The organism is Vibrio sp. Vb2880 (genome assembly GCF_033337975.1).
GTDB classification, from domain to species: Bacteria; Pseudomonadota; Gammaproteobacteria; order Enterobacterales; family Vibrionaceae; genus Vibrio; species Vibrio alginolyticus.
Genome location: NZ_JAWORT010000021.1, coordinates 19,781 through 41,489 on the forward strand (window position 1 = coordinate 19,781; position 21,709 = coordinate 41,489).

Annotated in this window: 19 protein-coding genes; 12 read left to right on the forward strand and 7 right to left on the reverse strand. The window is 45.4% G+C overall.

Annotated features, from left to right (window positions below; all coding sequences use genetic code 11):
* Positions 1 to 72: 72 nt before the first annotated feature.
* The 4 genes from R7M92_RS25100 to R7M92_RS19285 form a co-directional block, all read right to left on the reverse strand.
* Positions 73 to 225, reverse strand: coding sequence for a DDE-type integrase/transposase/recombinase (locus tag R7M92_RS25100; RefSeq protein WP_390902713.1), 153 nt, complete (start codon positions 223 to 225; stop codon positions 73 to 75).
* 58 nt (positions 226 to 283) lie between these two features.
* Positions 284 to 436, reverse strand: a complete 153-nt coding sequence (locus tag R7M92_RS25105) for an IS3 family transposase (RefSeq protein ID WP_225473093.1) — start codon at positions 434 to 436, stop codon at positions 284 to 286.
* 121 nt (positions 437 to 557) lie between these two features.
* Positions 558 to 851, reverse strand: a complete 294-nt coding sequence (locus R7M92_RS19280; RefSeq protein ID WP_225473094.1) for a transposase — start codon at positions 849 to 851, stop codon at positions 558 to 560.
* Positions 852 to 1,080: 229 nt separating this feature from the next.
* A complete protein-coding gene (locus tag R7M92_RS19285) occupies positions 1,081 to 1,881 on the reverse strand; it encodes a PhzF family phenazine biosynthesis isomerase (protein WP_318134032.1) in 801 nt (266 codons plus the stop codon).
* A 147-nt stretch (positions 1,882 to 2,028) separates the two neighbouring features.
* Here R7M92_RS19285 and R7M92_RS19290 point away from each other — a divergent pair, with 147 nt between their 5' ends.
* Positions 2,029 to 2,478, forward strand: coding sequence for a DUF417 family protein (locus tag R7M92_RS19290; protein WP_318134034.1), 450 nt, complete (start codon positions 2,029 to 2,031; stop codon positions 2,476 to 2,478).
* Between the two features lie 198 nt (positions 2,479 to 2,676).
* Here R7M92_RS19290 and R7M92_RS19295 read toward each other — a convergent pair whose 3' ends face one another.
* Together R7M92_RS19295 and R7M92_RS19300 are read right to left on the reverse strand one after the other, a co-directional pair.
* The gene (locus R7M92_RS19295) at positions 2,677 to 3,153 is read right to left on the reverse strand and encodes a DM13 domain-containing protein (protein WP_318134036.1); all 477 of its coding nucleotides are present in this window, start codon (positions 3,151 to 3,153) and stop codon (positions 2,677 to 2,679) included.
* A 195-nt stretch (positions 3,154 to 3,348) separates the two neighbouring features.
* Positions 3,349 to 5,673, reverse strand: coding sequence for an FdhF/YdeP family oxidoreductase (locus tag R7M92_RS19300; RefSeq protein ID WP_318134038.1), 2,325 nt, complete (start codon positions 5,671 to 5,673; stop codon positions 3,349 to 3,351).
* Positions 5,674 to 6,339: 666 nt separating this feature from the next.
* Here R7M92_RS19300 and R7M92_RS19305 point away from each other — a divergent pair.
* From R7M92_RS19305 to R7M92_RS19350, 10 genes are all read left to right on the forward strand, one after another.
* Positions 6,340 to 7,224 (forward strand): LysR family transcriptional regulator, encoded by an 885-nt coding sequence (locus tag R7M92_RS19305; protein ID WP_005460961.1) that lies wholly within the window; start codon positions 6,340 to 6,342, stop codon positions 7,222 to 7,224.
* Positions 7,225 to 7,277: 53 nt separating this feature from the next.
* Positions 7,278 to 8,108: a formate dehydrogenase accessory sulfurtransferase FdhD gene (gene fdhD, locus R7M92_RS19310; protein WP_017447522.1), complete on the forward strand. Its 831-nt coding sequence runs from the start codon at positions 7,278 to 7,280 to the stop codon at positions 8,106 to 8,108.
* 406 nt (positions 8,109 to 8,514) lie between these two features.
* Positions 8,515 to 9,909 carry a hexose-6-phosphate:phosphate antiporter gene (gene uhpT, locus R7M92_RS19315; protein ID WP_021707729.1) on the forward strand — a complete coding sequence of 465 codons (1,395 nt, stop codon included), beginning with the start codon at positions 8,515 to 8,517 and terminating at the stop codon, positions 9,907 to 9,909.
* Positions 9,910 to 10,047: 138 nt separating this feature from the next.
* The gene (gene uhpA, locus R7M92_RS19320; protein WP_065275325.1) at positions 10,048 to 10,656 is read left to right on the forward strand and encodes a transcriptional regulator UhpA; all 609 of its coding nucleotides are present in this window, start codon (positions 10,048 to 10,050) and stop codon (positions 10,654 to 10,656) included.
* On the forward strand, positions 10,656 to 12,158 hold the full coding sequence (gene uhpB / locus R7M92_RS19325; protein WP_225478083.1) for a signal transduction histidine-protein kinase/phosphatase UhpB: 1,503 nt from the start codon (positions 10,656 to 10,658) through the stop codon (positions 12,156 to 12,158). Before uhpA ends, uhpB begins: the two co-directional genes overlap by 1 nt.
* 6 nt (positions 12,159 to 12,164) lie before the next feature.
* Positions 12,165 to 13,505 carry an MFS transporter gene (locus tag R7M92_RS19330; protein WP_206949015.1) on the forward strand — a complete coding sequence of 447 codons (1,341 nt, stop codon included), beginning with the start codon at positions 12,165 to 12,167 and terminating at the stop codon, positions 13,503 to 13,505.
* Between the two features lie 124 nt (positions 13,506 to 13,629).
* Entirely contained in the window at positions 13,630 to 14,847 is a 1,218-nt protein-coding gene (gene manA, locus R7M92_RS19335; protein WP_176311570.1) for a mannose-6-phosphate isomerase, class I, read from the forward strand.
* Between the two features lie 352 nt (positions 14,848 to 15,199).
* On the forward strand, positions 15,200 to 16,462 hold the full coding sequence (locus R7M92_RS19340) for a hydroxymethylglutaryl-CoA reductase (protein WP_149192249.1): 1,263 nt from the start codon (positions 15,200 to 15,202) through the stop codon (positions 16,460 to 16,462).
* A 407-nt stretch (positions 16,463 to 16,869) separates the two neighbouring features.
* Positions 16,870 to 18,438: a DUF1800 domain-containing protein gene (locus R7M92_RS19345; protein ID WP_318134040.1), complete on the forward strand. Its 1,569-nt coding sequence runs from the start codon at positions 16,870 to 16,872 to the stop codon at positions 18,436 to 18,438.
* Between the two features lie 9 nt (positions 18,439 to 18,447).
* Positions 18,448 to 19,773 (forward strand): DUF1501 domain-containing protein, encoded by a 1,326-nt coding sequence (locus R7M92_RS19350; RefSeq protein ID WP_318134042.1) that lies wholly within the window; start codon positions 18,448 to 18,450, stop codon positions 19,771 to 19,773.
* 86 nt (positions 19,774 to 19,859) lie between these two features.
* Here the strand turns inward: R7M92_RS19350 and R7M92_RS19355 are convergent, their stop codons facing one another.
* Positions 19,860 to 20,954, reverse strand: a complete 1,095-nt coding sequence (locus tag R7M92_RS19355; RefSeq protein WP_005387993.1) for a ketoacyl-ACP synthase III — start codon at positions 20,952 to 20,954, stop codon at positions 19,860 to 19,862.
* Positions 20,955 to 21,116: 162 nt separating this feature from the next.
* Here R7M92_RS19355 and trxC point away from each other — a divergent pair, with 162 nt between their 5' ends.
* On the forward strand, positions 21,117 to 21,551 hold the full coding sequence (trxC, locus tag R7M92_RS19360) for a thioredoxin TrxC (protein ID WP_005387991.1): 435 nt from the start codon (positions 21,117 to 21,119) through the stop codon (positions 21,549 to 21,551).
* The last annotated feature ends 158 nt before the right edge of the window (positions 21,552 to 21,709 follow it).

Here is a 21,709-nt window from a genome sequence, read left to right on the forward strand (position 1 = left end):
ATCTTTATATATCTATGTCGCAGTTTTGGGTTGGCGACTCATGCTTTCAGTTCCAATATGCCATCGTGATCGCTAATAAAACAAGATCCTCCGTATTCTTGGTGACATAGACCAACCGACAACTTGCCGAGCGTAAAAATCCATTACAACCACCAAGAACAAAAATCCTTCGTGCGTGTGGATATAAATGATATCGCTCACCCACCACTGATTTGGCGCTAACACTTAAAACTCTCTATTGAGGCCATTATTAAAGACCGGAGTAATCCACTTTTGGACGCTTCTAACCTCGTAAAACTTTGAGGTTAGCGTTCTGCTTTAATCTCAGAACTCGATTTCTCCCACAGGCTATTTTCTCATCCTTTAAATCCAAGTGAAGATTGCGGTATCCATGTAAACCACCACCCTCAAGCCAAAGCTGTTTGATTTTGAGCAACAGCTTTTTTCTTCAATATACTGCTTACTTTGTGGCTCTTTCAGCCATGTGTAATAACCACTAGGGTGTAGCCCTAAGCAGCGACACATCGCTCGGATGGGGTAGTGATGACTGCGAGATTTTATGAACGCGTATCGTTCTTTGACTCGTTGGCAAACAACCTTGCGGCTTCCTTTAAAATATACCTTTCTTGCTCGGCTCGCTTGAGTTGCTTCTTCAAGCGCGCAATTTCAGTGAGAAGATCGCCATCTTGTTTACACTGAGTCGGTGGCTTAGAGAACTTTGATACCCAGTTATAAAGCGTCTTACTGGATATCACCAAGCGAGCAGCAACGTCGTTAACGGCATAGCCATGCTGAATCACTTGGTTGACCGCTTCAATTTTAAATTCTTCTGGATATCTTTTGCTGCTCATAAGCACCTCTCTTTTAGTCATTTTGCCTAACTAAAAGGTGTCTATCAAGTCGGTGGCTATTCACATACCACCTAGAAGGCCGATAGTTTTCATATAACTCTCCAATCGTTATACACCACCGTGTCAGGGGGGTTACAAACAAAATTAACCACTTAAATAAGAAGCATTCAAGCGTATTCACTATTGAGCATTGGGTAACACGGAAATAAAATCATTTCCACAAGGACCGCTACGCGATTCTCATATATCCTCGCAACATCGTTACCGCACTTCCAGAAAGCTTAACGTGCTCAGTGCTTAACAACTCTGTATGGACGACCCCACTTCTCTTGGAGGCTTGGAAGCCTTTCAGTTGCTTTTTGTTGAGCTCTTTAGCCCAGTAAACACATAAAGCACAATGTGCAGAGCCTGTAACTGGGTCCTCGTTAACACCCACCCAAGGCGCGAAGTATCGAGAGACAAAATCGGCGTCAGTGCTTGATTGAGCAGTGATGACGACGCCACGGCCTTTTTGTTTAAGCAGCGCACCAAAATCAGGGTCGAGTTGTTCAAGCACAAATTCATCATTAATGACGACCAACTGCTTATTATCAAACTGACCGTAGGCGACTACATTGGCGGCATCTAGCCCCAAACCATGAAGTAAGTCTTTGTTAATACTAGCTCGCATATCTAAAGTTGGAGCAGGAAACACCAAATGAATTTCTTCATGATCGAGTTGTGCAGTTAAAACCCCAGATAGCGTAACGAACTCAATCGTATCTCCAGTATTATATAACCCCTGCTCTTTCAGAACGTGCGCCGTTGCAAGTGTGCCGTGTCCACACAAAGCAACTTCCGTCCTCGGTGTAAACCAACGAAGTTGCATTGTACTGAGTGACAGAAATGCCGTTTCAGATAACGACATCTCGGCCGCGATGGCCAACATCGTTTCCTCATCAAGGCTTGACTCTGTGATACAAACACCCGCGGGATTACCTTTGAAAACCTCTGATGTAAACGAGTCAACCTGAAAAATTTTAACTTCCACGAAATATCCTTAAGTTCTATCAAACACGTAATTCTGTATCACGTGATTTTTAATATCTGTTGTTTGAGCGAAAAAAACCTATGAAATTTTCTACCAACCTTATAGGTCTTGTTGGAAGCGCTAACAAACAGGAGAATGTAGTTAATTATGCAAAACGTAAAAAGCCATCATCAATGTGACTCAATTGGATATCTTATCGGAGTTTTCGGCGTTTCTTTAGTTCTAATATGGATTGGTATTTATAAATTCACACCTACAGAGGCCAAGCTTATACAACCGCTCGTTGAAAATCATTTTCTGATGAGTTGGTTGTATGATGTGATGTCAGTTCAAGCCGTATCAAGCATCATTGGCGCAACAGAAATCATTGTCGCTATTGGATTAATCGTTGGCCTTAAAAACACACGAGTCGCTTATTTTTCTGGCATAGCCGCCGCAATTATTTTTCTTGCGACACTCAGCTTTCTAATTACGACACCGAATACATGGAAAGTGTCTGATGGGGTTTTGGTGACAAACTTCTTTTTAGTAAAAGATATTCTATTTTTAGCCATTGCGATTAGCGTCATCGAACGAAACAAGCCAAACAGAGAATAACTCTAAATAGTTCGAAATCTTGTTTTTCCAGAACGTAGCCTGAAAGGTGAAAACGACTTACAAGTCGAATGGTTCTGTCAATAACTCTAAACAAAGGCTCTTAAATTTAGAATGTTTAAGAGTCTTTGCCTCTTAATTATGCGAAACAACATCCTAGCGTAAAGTGAAAAGAAAAGCCTTTCACTCTACTGCTAAGGTTTATTGATACTTTGCCGAAGTAATGAACTCACCGAATGTCTCGCACCATACAACAACCGTATTGTATTCAGAAATTGAAGTGCTTTGAGGAACCTCAACAACGAAGTTATCGAACGTTTTGACATCACCAATTAAGCTCATTTCAGATTTAAGGTCATTAAACTCTTGTTCCGTTTCGACAAACTTAGGAGATAGATAGAGTTTATAGTCTGGTCCGGGAGCGAGTTTTCCTAACAACGTAATGACTTCAGAACTCAAATGAATCTCTCCCTCTCCCCAATGAAAAGCATCGCTACCTTTGAGTTCCCTCTTAAACACTGCGCTGTATTCTGCACCTTGCTTGCTCTTAGCAACTTGTTCATCGGTCGGCGCAGGTGGTGCAATAAGGATCGGTAAAGTATAGATACCTATCGCAATGCCAATAGAAACTGCCACTAAGTGACTGATTGTTAATTTAATTATATTTTTCAAGGTCATAAGCATCTTCTTATTAGTTTTACTACTTGAAATTAGATTCAAATCGGCCTTATCTGTCTATTATCGAGCAGCATAATGTCATTAACATTATACACAAGCTATGCGCACTAAATGCAGACTGAGCGCAATTAAAAACGGCTGATAATTAATATCAGCCGTTTGCTTATCGGAAATGTCGTTGTGCCGGTTTGGTCACTATTCCGCTTCCACCAAAGCGATTTTATCGGATGTCGATTTTTCCAATTTTATCGCAATAAACTTAGAGGTTGGCGTAAACGTTCTATCCCCATAACTGTCCAAAGGAACTAATGGGTTTGTTTCTGGATAGTAAGCCGCCGCCTGACCTGCTGGTACATCATAGGCAACAAGCGTAAATCCGCTCACACGGCGCTCAACTCCATCTTCCCACAATGACACCATGTCCACTTTGTCGCCCGGTTCAAAACCGAGTTTACGAATATCCGCTTCATTGATAAACAGCACTTCGCGCATACCAAATACTCCACGATAACGGTCATTCAAGCCGTAAAGTGTCGTATTGTATTGGTCGTGTGAGCGCATGGTTTGCAAGATCAAATCTGGCTTTTGGCCTTTTTCGAGTATCGCTTCGCTGATCAACTGCTTCGGCAACTCGCTAGAGCTGAACTGTGCTTTGCCGCTTGGTGTATTCCATCGACGCTCGGCAGCTGGGTTTACCAAGTGGAATCCACCTGGGTGTTTAAGCTTATGGTTAAAGTCGGTAAAGCCCGGAATCGTGTCGGCAATCAAATCGCGAATACGGTCGTAATCTTCAATTGCCCACAACCAATCAATTGGTTTTGCCCCGAGTGTCGCATTGGCAATACCAGCAATAATCGCTGGTTCTGAACGCAAATGCTCCGAACGCGGTTTTAGCTGACCAAATGAGATATGCACCATGCTGAAAGTATCTTCAACCGTCACACCTTGTGGGCCCGTCGCTTGCTGATCAATCTCGGTACGGCCTAAGCACGGAAGAATAAGCGCACCTTTACCTGTGACAAGGTGAGAACGATTTAACTTCGTCGAAATGTGTACGGTTAAATTACAGTTTCGCATCGCGTTGTGCGTACGTTCTGTGTCTGGCGTTGCTTGTGCAAAGTTACCGCCCAAACCGATAAATACTTTCGCTTGTCCTTCTTCCATCGCTTTAATGGCTTGCACAGTGTTGTGGCCTTCACCACGCGGGACGGCAAAGTTAAATCGACTTTCAATGCGATCCAATAACAGATCTGAAGGTTTTTCATCAATGCCCATCGTACGGTCGCCCTGAACGTTACTGTGACCACGCACTGGTGAAAGACCCGCGCCCGGCTTACCAACGTTACCTCGTAACATTTGCACGTTTGCGACTTCTTTAATGGTTGGCACAGAGTGACGATGCTGAGTCAACCCCATCGCCCAACACATGATCACACGTTCTGCACGTCGATACATGCTCGCCACCATCTCGATTTCACTTAAATCAAGACCCGATTGTTCAGCGATGTGTTCCCAAGAGGTTGCGTCCACTTCAGCCAAATACTCATCAATACCTATCGTGTGTTGCTTGATGAACTCACGGTCAAATACCGCTTTGCCACCGTTTTGCAATGCCTCGCGTTCCCATTGCAACAAGAATTTCGCGATGCCACGAAACACTGCCATGTCTCCACCTAAAGCAGGACGCAGGTACGCCGTGTTGGTAGGTTCTGAGCCGTTACTCAACATCTCAATCGGCATTTGTGGGTTTTGGAAACGCTCTAATCCGCGCTCTTTCAGCGGGTTTAGACAGATAACCTGTGCACCACGTTTTACCGCTTCGCGCAGAGGTTCCAGCATTCGTGGGTGGTTCGTGCCCGGATTTTGACCAATCACGAAAATCGCATCAGCTTCTTCAAAATCATCAAAGATCACTGTGCCTTTACCAACACCAATGGTGTCTTTCATCCCTATTGCACTGGCTTCGTGACACATGTTGGAACAATCTGGAAAGTTATTGGTACCGAATGCGCGGACAAATAGCTGATACAAAAACGCCGCTTCGTTGCTTGCACGACCAGAGGTATAAAACTCCGCTTGGTTCGGTGAATCCAATTGATTGAGATGCTTCGCGACAAGTGCAAAAGCCTCATCCCAAGAGACTGGCACATAGTGATCGGATTCTGCATCGTATCGCATTGGGTGCGTGATACGGCCTTGGTATTCCAACCAGTAATCGGTTTGCGTTGAGAGAGAAGAAACGCTGTGATTGGCAAAAAACTCAGGATCAACCAGACGATTGGTCGCCTCCCAGTTTACCGCTTTCGCGCCATTCTCACAGAAATTGACTTTACCGCTATCTGGCGACTCACCCCATGCACATCCCGGGCAGTCGAAACCGCCATTTTGGTTGGTTTTGAGCATAGTGCGAATGTTTTTAACTGCATTTTCACTGCCCCACCAACTTCTGGTTACGGCTTTCAGTGCACCCCAACCACCAGCTGGACCTTTGTATGCTTTTATTTGTTCTTTTTGGCTCACGACTTTACTCCTCGCAGATATACCAGCAAGCAGGGTGCCCGTGAAAACAAGCGCGTTATTTATTGAGATAATGCGGAAGTATTGAAGGGCTTAGTTTCTAATCCATGTATTTTTTAATCCAAATAAGTAACCACTCAACATGCTCTCGCCTGTCCGAGCGTTTACTTATCTAGATTCTTGATATCGGATACCCGCCTACTGTTTCTAAGACTGGTAGATTCAATTTGCATTGTTGCGTTTTGATCTAAATCAAAGATTAAGTCGATATTCAATATGCGTCCAATTGATAATCCTGACCGAGTGATAAACAAAATCTATGACGAATTTTTCCACTGACGGTTATCACATTTTTAATCAATACAATTTATGAGGCTAATCGTTTTCCCATTCGATTCCACCTAGTTCGATTAACGAACTCAATAAAATCTCTACTCTTGATAATAGATAATATCTATCACACTATAGATACTTTAAATTTGACCCTAATTAATATCAGGAATAGCCTTGATTCAGATCAATTTTGAGTGTGGTTTTATTCTTGACTTGGTTTTGGTTTTCCATTCCCTAGTTAAAACGCTCCAGCGCTTAAAAAGTACGGTAGTGCTGTGCCCTTTTTAGGGAGTTCCCCCGTACATGTGACTCACAACGCAAGGTTAACAAGCCATTATGGATATCAAACAACTTAAATATCTCATCGCACTTGAACAGACCAAACACTTTGGTCAAGCCGCCGCATTGTGCCACATTACGCAGCCTACCTTGTCCATGAGGATCCGAAGCCTAGAGGAAGAACTCGATCTCGAATTAATCCAAAGAAGTCAACGATTTGAAGGATTTACTGAAGCCGGAGAACGCATTTTGGCTTGGGCAAAAACCGTCTTAGCAGCTCATGATGGATTGCAAGCCGAAGCCGCCAACTGCCGTGGTCAATTGGTCGGCTCTCTTCGGCTTGGAATGGTGCCACTCGCCAGCCAAAACCCTATGCAATTGCTCAAACCATTAGCTCAACAGTTCCCTGAGTTACGCTTTCAAATACTCTCCATGACGACCGAACAGATCATAGACCAACTCAATCGAAATCAACTTGATTTGGGGATGTGTTATGTCGATCAAGTTAACACCGCTTACTTCGATGTTATCGAGCTAGATTCAACCAAACTTGGCGTTTTATTCGATGAGCGTCATTTTGATTTTGCCGAATCTGAAGTGTTATGGGAGTCACTCAATAACATTCCGCTAGGGCTGCTTTCGAAGGGCATGCACTATCGCCACTCCATTGATCTTAGCTTTGTGAGTAAAGGGCTGGTTCCGCAAACCGTCATTGAAAGTAACTCCACCTTTCACTTGATCCAAGCAGTAACCAGTGGCCTTTGTTGCGCCATTATGCCGCTGAATTGTGGATTGGAAGAGTTGAACGATACGCTTCGCATTATCCCTATCGAAGAAGCCGCCGTTCACGCCCCGCTAGGTTTGTTAAAGCGAAAACAAGAACCCTTCTCCGCGCTAACGGATCAGTGCTTCGCAGAAGCAAAAAACATTTTTAATCGATAACAAGAATCCACACGTCAATTTTTGGCATACATAACGGCTTATGAGGTGATTTCATGAGATGTACTACTCAATCTTATTTTGAACTGTCCGATTTCAATCAAGCACCACCTCAACCAAGTGCGTTCAATTACCGAGAATTGATTGATGGCCGCCCAGTGCAACAAATGTCGCTGGCGAGTGAATCCGCCTTAGCTATCAGCTACAACGGCATTAGCCAAGCGGTCATGATGGTGACGCCAGGCCATCTGGAAGACTTCGTGAAAGGATTTAGCCTAAGCACAGGCATCGTCCACGACTTCAAAGAGATCAAAGACATTGAAATTGGTGGCGATCACGAATCTCACTATGCGGAAGTGGAAATCAGCAACCGCGCTTTCTGGGCGCTAAAAACACAACGTCGGAATCTTGCAGGCACAACCGGATGCGGCATTTGTGGCGTCGAGGCTCTGGAACAAGCTTTGCCTGATTTAGCACCGCTGACACCGTCTCTTCCTCCGCGCTCCGATGTATTCGAAGGGCTGCGAGATAAAGTCGCACTGCATCAAGAAGCCGCACGTGAATCTGGCGCGTTACACGCCGCCTTATTTGCAGATTTACAAGGCAACATCAAGTTGTGCCGAGAGGACATCGGCCGTCACAACGCGCTAGATAAGTTGATTGGCGCATTGGCCAACAATCACATCGAACCTCAAAGTGGCTTCGCAATCATGACAAGCCGTTGCAGCTTAGAGTTGATCCACAAAGCCGTTCGTGCGCGTATCCCCACTCTGGTTTGCTTATCTGCACCTACAGCGTTAACTGTCGAATGGGCAAGAAGAAACCATTTGAACCTAATTCACTTACCAAAACACGGCTCGCCGCGTCTATACAGCCCTGCGCCTTAACACGTCAACCTAGCCGAATTCCTAATATTTCTAACAGAGACCTCTGGGTCTCTGTTGTTTGCTTCTCGTTCCCAATTGATACTTAGCGACAAGACACTATTCTCTCCAACCAAACGTGATCCCCCCTTGTCAGCACTAAGCTTGCGTATATTAACCTGCTTGCATTTGAACGCTTTCCAATCCGATAAGAACCCTGTCAAAGACCCATAGATTAGTAAGGATTTTGTGTGACTCTTTTCACGCTTTTCCGCCTTCCTAGGCATTTCTAGGAATTTTTCCTAGTCGATCTAGGCAACCATCTCATGTGCCTCACAAAACCACTCTCTAGAATTCCGCTCAGTCAAAGGTAACAAGAGCGCATAACGGTCTCCGTTGTGTTTCTAAAACAATTACAAGAGAGTTCATCATGTTAAAATTCCTCGAACAGGTGCGGAAGCCGACCCTCGATCTTCCCGTCGAAGTTAGAAGAAAGATGTGGTTTAAACCGTTCATCCAATCTTACTTGGTCGTATTTATCGGCTACCTAACCATGTACTTGATTCGTAAGAACTTCAATGTCGCGCAAAACGACATGATCTCAACTTACGGTTTGAGCATGACAGACCTAGGTCTTATTGGCCTTGGCTTCTCCATCACATACGGCATCGGTAAAACCGTTGTGTCTTACTACGCTGACGGTAAGAACACCAAGCAATTCCTCCCTTTTATGCTGATCCTTTCAGGTCTTGCAATGCTTGGTTTCAGCTTCAGCATGGGCGGCGGTAGTGCAAGCCTGTTCTTGATGGTGGCTTTCTACGCTCTAAGTGGTTTCTTCCAAAGTACTGGTGGCCCTTCTAGTTACTCAACCATTACAAAATGGACACCTCGTAACAAACGCGGCTCTTACTTAGGCTTGTGGAACATGTCACACAACGTTGGTGGTGCGGGCGCAGCGGGTGTTGCTCTTTTCGGTGCCAACTACCTATTCGACGGCCACGTAATCGGCATGTTCGTGTTCCCTTCTATCATCGCGATCATCGTTGGCTTCATCGGTATGCGCTTTGGTAGCGACTCTCCAGAAGCTTACGGTCTAGGTAAAGTAGAAGAACTTTTCGATGAAGCAGTGAGTGAAGAAGACACCGCCGCAGAAGAAAACCAGATGACCAAAAAAGAAATATTTGTTGAATACGTTCTTAAAAACAAAGTTATCTGGCTACTTTGCTTTGCCAACATCTTCCTTTACATCGTGCGTATTGGTATCGACCAATGGTCAACGGTATACGCGTACCAAGAGCTTGGTCTGTCAAAAGAAACGGCAATCTCTGGCTTTACTCTGTTCGAAGTCGGTGCGCTTGTGGGTACTTTGATGTGGGGTTACTTATCTGACTTAGCAAACGGTCGCCGCGCATTGGTTGCTTGTGTGTCTCTTGGTTTGATCATCGTATCGCTTGAGTTCTACCAACACGCCACTAGCGAGTTCATGTACTTGGCCTCACTGTTTGTATTGGGCTTCTTGGTGTTTGGTCCGCAACTTCTTATCGGTGTTGCCGCGGTTGGTTTTGTCCCTAAAAAAGCAATCAGTGTGGCTGACGGCGTAAAAGGTACATTCGCTTACCTAATCGGTGACAGCTTCGCGAAACTTGGTCTCGGTATGATTGCAGACGGTACACCTATCTTCGGCTTAACAGGTTGGAAAGGTACCTTCGCAGCCCTAGATACCTCCGCCATGATTTGTATTGTTTTGCTTGCTTTCGTCGCTATCGCGGAAGAGAAGAAGATTCGACACGCGAAGAAGCTTCAACTTGCACAAAACCAAGCCTAACTTCTCTGCGCGCTTTACTTCGGTAAAGCGCGCAAGATCATTAAAAAGCATGGCTCAATTCAGTATCATTAAAGATTTTTCTATTGGCTCCTGTTGGAGCTTATTGTTGTTAGTCGTCTGCTCTATTTGGTTGTAATAATGATTCATGTTGCTCTAGTTGATGATCACGTCATCGTGCGTTCAGGTTTCGCACAATTATTAAATTTAGAAAGTGATATTACCGTTGTTGGTGAATTCGGCTCTGTCGCCGAAGCGCGAAAAGGCTTGCCTGCGGTACACCCTCATGTCGTCATCCTAGATATCTCCATGCCAGATGAAAGCGGCTTAAACTTTCTCAGCGAAATACCAACTGGCATTGCCTGCGTGATGCTTAGCGTGCATGACTCCCCTGCGATGGTGGAAAAATCACTAAAGCTAGGTGCAAAAGGCTATCTTAGTAAACGCTGTAGCCCAGACGAACTTATTCAAGCCGTGAGAACCAGTGCTTCTGGCGGCTGTTACCTCACATCAGATATTGCACTTAAACTTGCAACGCCTAGAGACAACACCACCTCTCTATGCCAACTGACAAAACGTGAAAACGAGGTATGTCAGCTACTTGCCACTGGGTTGGATGTAAAGTCTGTCGCGGCAGAGCTTGGCTTGAGCCACAAGACTGTGCATGTTCATCGTGCGAATGCCATCGACAAACTCGGCGTGAAAAACAACGTTGAGCTCGCCAAACTATTTTCTCAAGAGTCCTTTTAATGCGAGCTTATGCTGTTACCACCATTTGCGGACTTTTTGTTATGGCTTGCGCCTGGTTTTGCTTGTGGGTGATTGCCTATTACTTTGTCAATGATCCCGAGTTGGCGATCTTATTGTTTCCTTTCGCTTTACGATTAGGTGTCGCCCTTCACACTCGTGCCGCTTATTGGCCGACGATTTACCTTTCGGAGTGGGGACTTTCCATCGCACTTGCGATGTTACTGGGTCAACCGCAGTGGCTTACCGTGCTGATTGCGAGCATTGCCAGTATCCCGGTCACACTGATTGCGAAAAAATACTACTACGGTGACCAAAACCGCCACTTAGCCGTAATGGGCGTTGTGATCATCATTACCGCCTTCATCAACGTAATGGCGGTCGGCTTTCACGTGCCTTCTGTTTACATGGTGTGGTTAGCCAGTATTTCTGGTGGGCTGATGCTGGTTCCTATGTGCTACCTGTTGTGGAGCTATTTGTTCCAAAGTCGTTGGTCTCCGCTTAGCTCTCTCCTACTTAGTAATGCCGTTGTATTTCAGGTGCGTCATATCGTGCTTTATGCGCTGCTTTTGATCGGCAGTATTTTGGTGCAAACCAGTTTACCTGAAGAGCTAAAACGATTTGCGCCATTTTGTATGGCTATCCCAATTATCGTGTTGGCACTTCGTTACGGCTGGCAAGGAGCCCTGCTCGCCACCATGCTCAACAGCATTGCGCTGATTGCGGCTCGCAGCGGCGTATCAAATCTAGAAATCACCGATTTGTTATTATCTCTCTCGGCGCAAACCATCACCGGCATTATGCTCGGCTTAGGGGTTCAGAAACAAAAAGACCTCAATCACAAACTGCGCGGCGAACTTGCACGCAATCAGAATTTGTCTCGCCAGCTTATCAAAGCGGAAGAATCGGTAAGACGCGATATTGCGCGCGAGCTACATGACGAAATTGGACAGAACATCACGGCGATCCGCACACAAGCCAACATCATTAAGCGGGTAAATAACACAGAAACAAGCGTGGGTTGCGCCGACATGATCGAAGGGCTTTCCCTCAACGTGTACGACACCACTAAGCGACTGTTAAGCAAGCTAAGACCAAAAATGCTGGATGATTTGGACTTGAAAGAATCCGTCGAGCAACTGACGCGAGAGATGGAATTTGCCAATCACGGAACGACTGTTCAACTGAACTGGCAAGGCGATTACACCAACTTGAGTGACACGCTCAAAGTCACCCTATTCCGTTTATGCCAAGAGTCATTGAATAACGCCGCCAAATATGCAGAAGCGCAGTTGATCACTATTGAACTGACGATCGGAGAAGCGGCGGTGTCATTGATGATTCACGATGATGGTGTCGGCTTCAAAGTTCAGGACAGCATGAAAGGCATGGGCGTTCGCGGCATGCAAGAGCGTGTGCACGCGTTAGGTGGAAAAATGGTTATCTACTCCACCAGCGATCAAGTGATCGGCACACAAATCAGCATTACTTTACCTAAGGTGTAACTCAAGATGTTTGGATTTTTACGTTCACCTAAATTTACTCAACCGAGTCTGAGCAACGAGCAAATCGACCAGCGTTACCGCCATTGGCGTTTGCACATTATGTTGGGGATGTACATCGGCTACGCAGGTTTCTACTTTACTCGTAAGACCTTTAACTACGCCGCACCAGCGATGATTACCGATCTTGGCTTAGATAAGGGCGATTTGGGCCTTATCGGTACGCTTTTCTACATTACTTACGGCTGCTCGAAGTTTATTTCCGGTACGATTTCAGATCGCTCTAACCCTCGTTATTTCATGGGATTAGGATTGATTGCGACAGGTCTGGTCAATATCGCGTTCGGTTTTTCTAGCTCACTCGCGGCTTTCATTACTCTGTGGATCTTAAACGCGTGGTTCCAAGGCTGGGGCTGGCCTTCATGCTCCAAGCTGTTAACCACTTGGTATTCACGCTCCGAGCGTGGCTTCTTATGGGCGATTTGGAACACCGCACACAACGTTGGTGGCGCTCTGATCCCTATTTTGGTGGGCTATTTAACGTTGCACTACAGCTGGCGTGAAGGCTTTATTCTACCCGGCATCATCGGGGTATTACTCGGTCTATTCGTTTGTTGGCGATTGCGCGACAAACCCACAACAATGGGCTTACCAAGTGTCGGACAATGGCGCAACGACGCACTAGAACTTGCGCAAGAAAATTACGGACGTGGCCTCACCTACCGAGAAATTCTGAAATCGTACGTATTTAACAACAAATACATCTGGCTACTCGCGTTCAGTTACGTGTTGGTTTACATCGTCCGAACCGCAATCAATGACTGGGGAAACCTGTACTTGACCGAGCAGCATCACTATAGCCTGATTAATGCCAACGCTGCTCTGTCGATGTTTGAAATTGGCGGTTTTGTTGGTTCATTGGTTGCGGGTTGGGGCTCAGACAAACTCTTTGACGGTAACCGTGGACCAATGAACTTGCTGTTCGCGATTGGGATTTTCTTATCTGTCTCTGCGCTTTGGCTAATGCCTCTGACCAACTTTGCATTCCAAGCAGCGGGATTGTTCTCCATCGGCTTCTTTGTCTTTGGACCACAAATGCTGATCGGTATGGCGGCGGCGGAGTGCTCTCACAAAGACTCTGCCGGCGCGGCAACAGGATTCGTGGGCTTGTTCGCCTACATGGGCGCAGCATTGTCTGGTTATCCACTGGCGTTAATTCTTGAAGAATATCATTGGACGGGTTTCTTCATCACCATTTCAGTTTGTGCAGCCGTCATTGGCCTTTTGTTGCTGCCATTTTTGCAAGCGCAACCATCACGAAAACCACTCGAACCAAAACCTCGGTTGTAAATCGACTTATCGCCCTTCGGGCAAATTGGCGAGTGACCTAACCGCGCTCGCCCACCTTATTTAACGTATCTCTGCTCAATTTTTCTTCCGATTCAGTTCGGAGGGTTAACTATGGGAAAAATTCATGAATTTGAACACTATTTCATCGCATAGCTTCTTTCAAATGAACAACAAAATCCAAAACTACGCTTGGGGAAGCACCTCTTCTATTCACGATTTGTTTGGCTTTTCTAACGAAACGAATGAGCCTCAAGCAGAAGTATGGATGGGTACTCACCCAAACGGCTGCTCTGAAGTTCAGATTGAGCAGAACACGCTGCCTTTGTCTGAACTGATCAAACAAAACCAACCCGCTTACTTATCAGCAGAAACCGCAGCGAAATTTGGCGACCTGCCCTTTCTGTTTAAGATCTTAGCGGCCGAACATGCACTGTCGATTCAAGTTCACCCAAGCAAACAAGATGCCGAAATAGGCTTCGAAAAAGAACAAAGTGCCGGGATCCCACTAAACGCAAGCCATCGTAACTACAAGGATCCAAACCACAAACCAGAGTTGGTGTACGCGCTGACAAGTTACCAAGCCATGAACGGTTTTCGCTCGTATGCCGAGATTATTGAGGCATTTAGCCTTTGCGATATCGATGAGCTACGCGCGCCTCTTGACACATTCAAACGCGAAATCAACTCACAAGGTTTACGCGATTTCTTTGTGCACATTCTTACCATGGAAGGAGAAACAAAAGAGCGAGCACTGAAACAGCTTCTTGCCCACGCTTCACGTCAATCGGAACAAGGCACTGACAGCGACGTTTACCAGCTCATCTTGGATCTATCCACTCAATACCCTGGCGATGTCGGCTTGTTTTCGCCATTACTGTTGAATGTCATCACGCTGCAACCTGGCGAAGCGATGTTCCTGAGCGCAAGAACGCCACACGCTTACATTAAAGGTACGGGATTAGAGATCATGGCGAACTCAGATAACGTTTTGCGTGCAGGACTCACGCCGAAACATATGGATGTTGAAGAACTGGTTAAATGCACAGATTTTGTGCCTAAGCCGTTTAACAGCCTTGTTCTTAAACCCAATGCCAATGGTTGCCAAAGCCTTTATCCGGTCCCAGTGGCAGACTTTAGTTTCAGCATTCTTAACCAACCGAACAATGAAGTGGTTGATGCCAATAGCGCAGAGATTTTGATGGCGATTGATGCCGACCTGACACTCATCAGTGATAACGGTGAGACGTTAACCGCCGCGAAGGGACAATCTGTATTTGTTCCTGCTTACGTTGGCCATTACCGTATTCAAAGTGCGGGACGTGTGGCTCGCGCCTTCAACTAGTTTTTGAACAACCGATTCAAACTAACGTCTGACCCAAGGGACTGGGTTAGACAATTTATTCCTTTCATAGATTGAACCATTCCGCTTTTAAGGCGCTCATGCTTACACCTTGCCGAATCCAAACACCTACAGGCCAGTTTCTCTAAAAGCCATAACCTCCCGGATCTGCCATTTACTGCAACATTCATTGTCAAAACCCATTTATGTCCGGTAAATTCGTCGCTCCAATATCAAATCACTTGGATAATAAAGGCGCTTGCATAGTGGTATTTGTTGCAAAACGTATAATCAACGTTGTAATCAAAGCCTCAATCACTACAATCTCTGGTTCGATTTTTCAGTTAACGTTTGTATGCCGAAGTTAAACCAAGATAACCCTGTTCAAAGCTCCGCCCTTTCCGATATCGAAACCAGCAGTAAGATTCAATCGGCATTAGAACCGAAGTTTCACAAGCCAGAGAAACGTCTCTGCTTAAGCCCTGGCCTATCGGATAAGCATTTGGCGCGCCGTTGGCAAGTATTGGAACACGTGACCAATAAAGATCATCTCCTTGATCCTTTCACGCAGTCACATTGCGATGCTTACTCCAACAACATCGAGCACTTCATTGGTACTGTTAATGTGCCGGTCGGCATTGCAGGCCCTTTGCGCGTCAACGGCTTGTATGCGAACGATGACTTTTTGGTTCCGCTCGCAACGACAGAAGCCGCGTTAGTCGCTTCCTACAACCGTGGCGCAAATCTTATCACCGCCGCTGGTGGCGCGAGCGCATTGTTGCTGAGTGAAGGGGTGAGCCGAACGCCAGTGTTCGCCTTTAATAACCTTGCCGACGCTGGCCAGTTCGTCAGTTGGGTTGTGACCCAGTTTGACGCATTTCGTCAAATAGCGGAATCCACCACCTCACATGGCAAACTCAAAGACATCAATGTAAATATCGAAGGAAACCATGTTTATTTGGTCTTTGAATACGTGACTGGTGACGCTTCCGGACAAAACATGGTGACCATCGCAACAAACGAAGTGTTCCATCATATTTTGGCGACCAGCCCAATCAAACCAACTCAAGCATTCTTGGATGGCAACTTATCAGGCGACAAAAAACCAAACGCACACACACTGCGCTCGGTACGCGGTAAGAAAGTATCCGCCGAAGTGACCATTCCTGCTGAGTTGGTGGAAAAATATCTGCATACGACGCCGGAGTCTATGGTTCAATTTGGCAAAATGACCACAGTGGGCGGTTTACTCAGCGGGACAATTGGCGTCAACGCGCATTACGCAAACGCGCTTGCCGCGCTGTACATTGCTTGTGGTCAAGATGCCGCTTGCGTTGCAGAGTCTGCCATTGGAATCACTCGTATGGATGTGGACGCTCAAGGCAACTTGTACGCGTGCGTGACCTTGCCAAACATCATGGTGGGGACGGTTGGTGGTGGTACTGGCCTTCCAACACAAAAAGCATGTTTGGATATTTTGGGTTTGCACGGCAACGGCAAAGCGAAAGCGTTAGCCGAAGTCGCAGCTGCGCTTTGTCTGGCTGGCGAACTCTCGATTGTTGGCGCATTTTGTGCCGATCACTTTTCTCGTGCTCACCATAAGCTTGCCCGAAAATAACCTTTGTTGCTTTGTACAAGAGAACATCCGTGTGGTTTTCTCTTGTGCAAACCAATGGACTTTATTTATTGGCTCAATAATTTCTTGAAACTAACTTAAGCCTTAACAAACATACCAATCTCTTGTTAACAGTACTTTAGCTGTCCCCCTTCTATATCCATTGCGATATCTCTTCTTATTACTCTTCACTGGCCATATTTAATATCAGTATCTTAGAAAAAATAGCATCAAAAACTTCTAGCACTATAGTACCAAATTCACCGTTTGAGTTTTTTGTTCACCACTTATAGCTACTATACTCGCCTATGCAGCTGCTTGATTTTCATAAATTTACTAAACAGCTCAAAAGAGCTTAATAACTCCCGTTAAATGGACTTAAATCGTTACTTCGGGTAAGCGAGTTAACTATGAGACGTCAGAAGCTAAATAAAATCTCTGCTTGGGTACTAGGATTGGCTATCTTATTGCTGAGCCATGTGCCTAATGTATCAGCACAAATACAGCAATCCCCATCCGATCAAACCGTTGCGCGTTTTCTCTATCAAACCTCTTTTGGACCAACTCCTGCGTTAATTAATGAGGTTAGGGAAAACGGGTTAGAGGACTGGATACAGGAACAAATCAACCTGCCAGCAACCTACCATCAACCACTTTATCAAACGCCTTTTTCTAAAGGCCTACAGTCAAACCGCGAAAATGCTTGGTATCAAATTGTTGTTACTGCTGAAGATCAGCTCAGACAGCGAATGGCTTATGCATTGAGTCAGATCGTAGTCGTTTCTCGTTATGGCGGCGTTCTTTCCAGCAAACCTACAGGGTTAGTGAATTACTACGATCTGTTGGTTGAACATGCGTTTGGCAACTACCGAGACCTGTTGTATGACGTTTCCATCCATCCAGTCATGGGGAGCTATTTGTCTATGCTCGGTAGTGCAAAAGAAAATAGTACGACAGGAACGCTTCCCGATGAGAACTTTGCTCGAGAGTTAATGCAGTTATTCACTATCGGTTTGTATGAACTCAATTTAGATGGCAGTAAAAAGCTAAACCACGCAACAGGCAAACCTATCCCCACGTACAATCAAACTGATATTCAAGAGCTCGCGCGAGCATTAACTGGATGGAAAAATTCCGACATCGCATTCGTGAAACCGATGCGAGTTATCAGTCAACGGCACGACACCGGCGAGAAGCGATTTCTAGGGAACGTGATCCCATCGGGTCTAACCGCACAAGAAGAGCTTTCAAAAGTGATTGATATGTTGATGTCTCACCCAAATGTTGCTCCATTTGTTTCAAAGTTACTTATCCAACGTTTGGTCAGTTCAAATCCAAGCCCAGAGTACGTCGCGCGTGTTGCGACGATATTTAACAACAATGGGGAAGGAGAAAAAGGCGATCTAACCGCCGTTGTTCGAGCCATATTGCTCGACCCTGAAGCATTAGGGATGACGGATACCCCGCCTATAAAAGTGAAAGAACCGATACTGGTCCTGACTAATTTTCATCGAGCATCAGGTTTTACGGTTAAAGGATCACGTTACGAAGACGCAACAACGATGATGAACATCGCTAATCAAGGGCCGCTTCGTTCTCCTTCCGTGTTTAATTTTTACTCTCCAGACTATCAGCCGTCTAACGAGTTTACGGAGTCTGGTATTAACTCTCCAGAGTATGAACTTCTCAATTGGTCTGTTTATACCGATTTGGTCAACTATATGTTAACCAGCACTCGTAGAGGAGGTGGTGATTCCTACCACTTCGATCTTAACGAGTTTTATCTTCTTCTGGACGATCACCGTGCCTTAGTCGAATTGGTTAACGAGCGTTTCTTTGCTGGAACGGCTTCTGCTGAATTGAAAGAGCTTATGCTCACCGCCCTGAATAATTATCGTGGGGACTATGTGCCAACAACAAAACTCGCTCTAGTGATATTTACCGCCATTTCTGGCGACGAATTCTATATTCAGGATTAGGAGTGAATTATGGATATTTCACGACGACATTTTATACAAAGCACGCTATCGATGGGCGCACTAGCCTCTCTTAGTCTGCCAGGTTACTCTCTCGCAGCGCCATCCAATGACTTTCGAGCATTAATATGTGTGTATTTAGCAGGCGGAAACGACGCATTCAACACCATACTGCCATTATCGGAGGCGCACTATCATCAATATTCCAAAGTCAGAGGCCCACTCTCTGTCGCCAAAGAAGACATACTCCCTATCAATTTGAGTGCTGTCGATAGCTCAAATCACCCAGTGAAGCTCGGCTTACACCCAAAGTTAAATGCGTTAACTTCCGTTTTCGAACAAGGCGATGCCAGCATCGTGCTCAATAGTGGCATTCTCAACCATCCCGTCACCAAACAAGCTATTGAGCAAGGTGAAGCATCACTTCCCGAGCAACTGTTTTCTCATAATTCTCAAACAGACGCTTGGTTACTTGGTGGAATGAGCGAGTCTAAAAATCTTGGTTGGGCTGGCAGAATGTTGGATGTATTAAACTCTGAATCAGAAATAACACCGCTATACAGTGTGCATGGCAACTCGCTTTGGTTACGGGCAATGGAACACCGCCAAACCGTCCTGAAAAAAGATCGCGCGGTTCAGCTTACCGCGATTGATAACCCTTTATACAAAGGTATCTATGATCGCCTTCTCTCTCATCAAACTGACAATCCATTTAATGGTCATTTTAATTTGATGGTTGATGAGTCGATGGTAATGAGCAGTGTACTGAGCGAGCAACTCAACCACATTGCTGACGAGCCGCTGTTTACGTCATCGACGCTCGGCAAGCAGATGCAAACCGTGTACAAATTGATAGCAAGCCAAGATGTCCTGGAGCAGCAACGACAAGTCTTTTTCGTTAAACACTCTGGGTATGACCTACACGATTCGCAACTGGCACGTCATCCAGTGTTACTTGAGGATCTCGCGACAAACCTTTTAGCAATGTATCGTGCGGTCGAACGGTTAGGGCTAAACAAGCAAGTCACCTCCTTCACTATGTCTGACTTCGGTCGACGGATGATGAGCAACGGAAATGGTACCGATCATGGCTGGGGTGGCCATCAACTATTAATTGGAGGCGCGGTAAATGGGAAACAACCTATCGGTACATGGCCGGAACTAATACTGGGCGGAAACGATGATTACTCTCAAGGCCGACTCATACCCAAAATTGCCGCTGATCAAGTTGGTTCAACACTAGCGCAGTGGATGGGCGTGAGTGATAACGCTGCACTGGAATACGTGTTCCCGAACATCCGTAATTTTACTCATTCAAACCTGGGTTTTATGTCGTAAGATATTTTACAGGTTAGCTGTAGAACGCATCATTAAATAAGGGAGCCTCGCGCTCCCTTACTCATCTTATGTTTGCAAAGTGTCCGTTACACCTCGTCGCGACGGCGTTCGTTACACAGCTTAATGGCACGCTCAAGTAATTCTAGCGCGGATTGCTCACATTCAGGCAGAACCGCATCACTTTCACCAATTGGCGTTACGCGGTCACCCCATTTCAATACTGCCGCACCCCATGTCAAACCTGCACCAAATGCAGCAAGAAGCATATTATCACCTGGGTTAACTCGACCTTGCTCTACCGCTTCACACAATGCAATTGGCACCGTCGCAGCTGAAGTATTGCCATAGTTTTGAATGTTAACAAACGCTTTGTCGTGTGGAATTCCAGACAGGTCACACAAGGTTTGAATAATACGAATATTCGCTTGATGCGGAATCACAACATCGATTTGTTCCGTCGTTAACTGTGATGCTTTCAGTACGGTTTTCGCAGCTAGCCCCATGCCTTTTACTGCACGTTTGAAAATTTCTTGTCCTACAAAGTTGAAATCCCAGTAACCGTTGTCTTCCGCAAAGCGATCCATACAAGTACCAAACTTTGGTACGGACAGAATATCGCGGCCTTTTGCGTCACAACCGATTTGAGACTGTAGTAAACCCGTTTCTTTTTCCGTTCTTGATAACACAACGGCGCCCGCACCATCACCAAATAGAACAGCGGTATCTCGCATTGCCCAATCGATGTAGAATGACAATCTTTCCGCACCAATAATGATCGCGTTACGATAGTTACCTGATTGAATCAAACGTGTGCCCGTTTCTAGGCCATAGACAAATCCCGTACATGCGGCATTTAAGTCAAAGGCAGCGGCTGCACGAATACCTAGGTTCTGCTGTACCTTAGACGCGATATTTGGAATCAATGAATCTGGTGAACAAGTCGCCACAATGATTAAATCCACGTCTGTTGCATCGACGCCTGCTCGAGCTAATGCATGTTTAGCAGCAACGGTCGCCATGTCTGACGTGTTTACATGACTAATACGGCGGTTTTCGATACCAGTGCGGGTACGAATCCACTCATCGGAAGTATCGAGGAAAGTGCTAAGATCATCGTTAGAGAGCACGGCTGGCGGAACACATTTCCCCCAACCTGTAATTTCAGCGTAGTAATTTGTCATCGCAGACCTATTTATTGTTGTATTTTAATAAAATTTCTTAGAACCTTAGGCTCAAATACAAACCTGCGCTGCGTTATTTCGGCAGGTTAAAAAATAAGTATACAAATAATGAGGCTGACTGGTAAGTCATGTTTTCATCAATACGTAATAAAGGAAGAAGTCATGTCATCGTTTAAAACTCGCTGCCCTTCGTGCGGCGGTCTAAATCGTGTCCCTAATGAGCGCGTTGCCGAATCTGCAACTTGCGGTAAATGTAAAAGTGCACTTTTAGACGGCTCGCCTATCGAAGGTACACAAGATAACTTTTCTGCTCTATTACAAAGTGATATGCCTGTTGTAGTAGATTTTTGGGCCCCATGGTGCAACCCGTGCGTTGGCTTTGCTCCTGTTTTCTCTGATGTTGCTCATGAGCAAGCCGGAACGGCTCGTTTTGTTAAGATTGATACCGAAGCTCAACAACAACTTGCGACGCAATTTGGTATTCGCAGTATTCCTACCATTATGGTTTTCAAGAATGGTCAACGCGTTGATATGATCAATGGTGCGTTACCTAAAACTCAATTCGATCAATGGTTAAATCAAGCACTTACTAAATAATCTTCCACGCCAACCTTGTTTGTAGGTTGGCGTTTTTATGCAACTTATCAACCTATCTAGTTAACAAATATTATTTATCGAAACGACTTAAATTTATCATTTTACTTGCCTAACTATTAGCCTCATATTCGCGCCGAATAACCCTTAGATTTCATTTA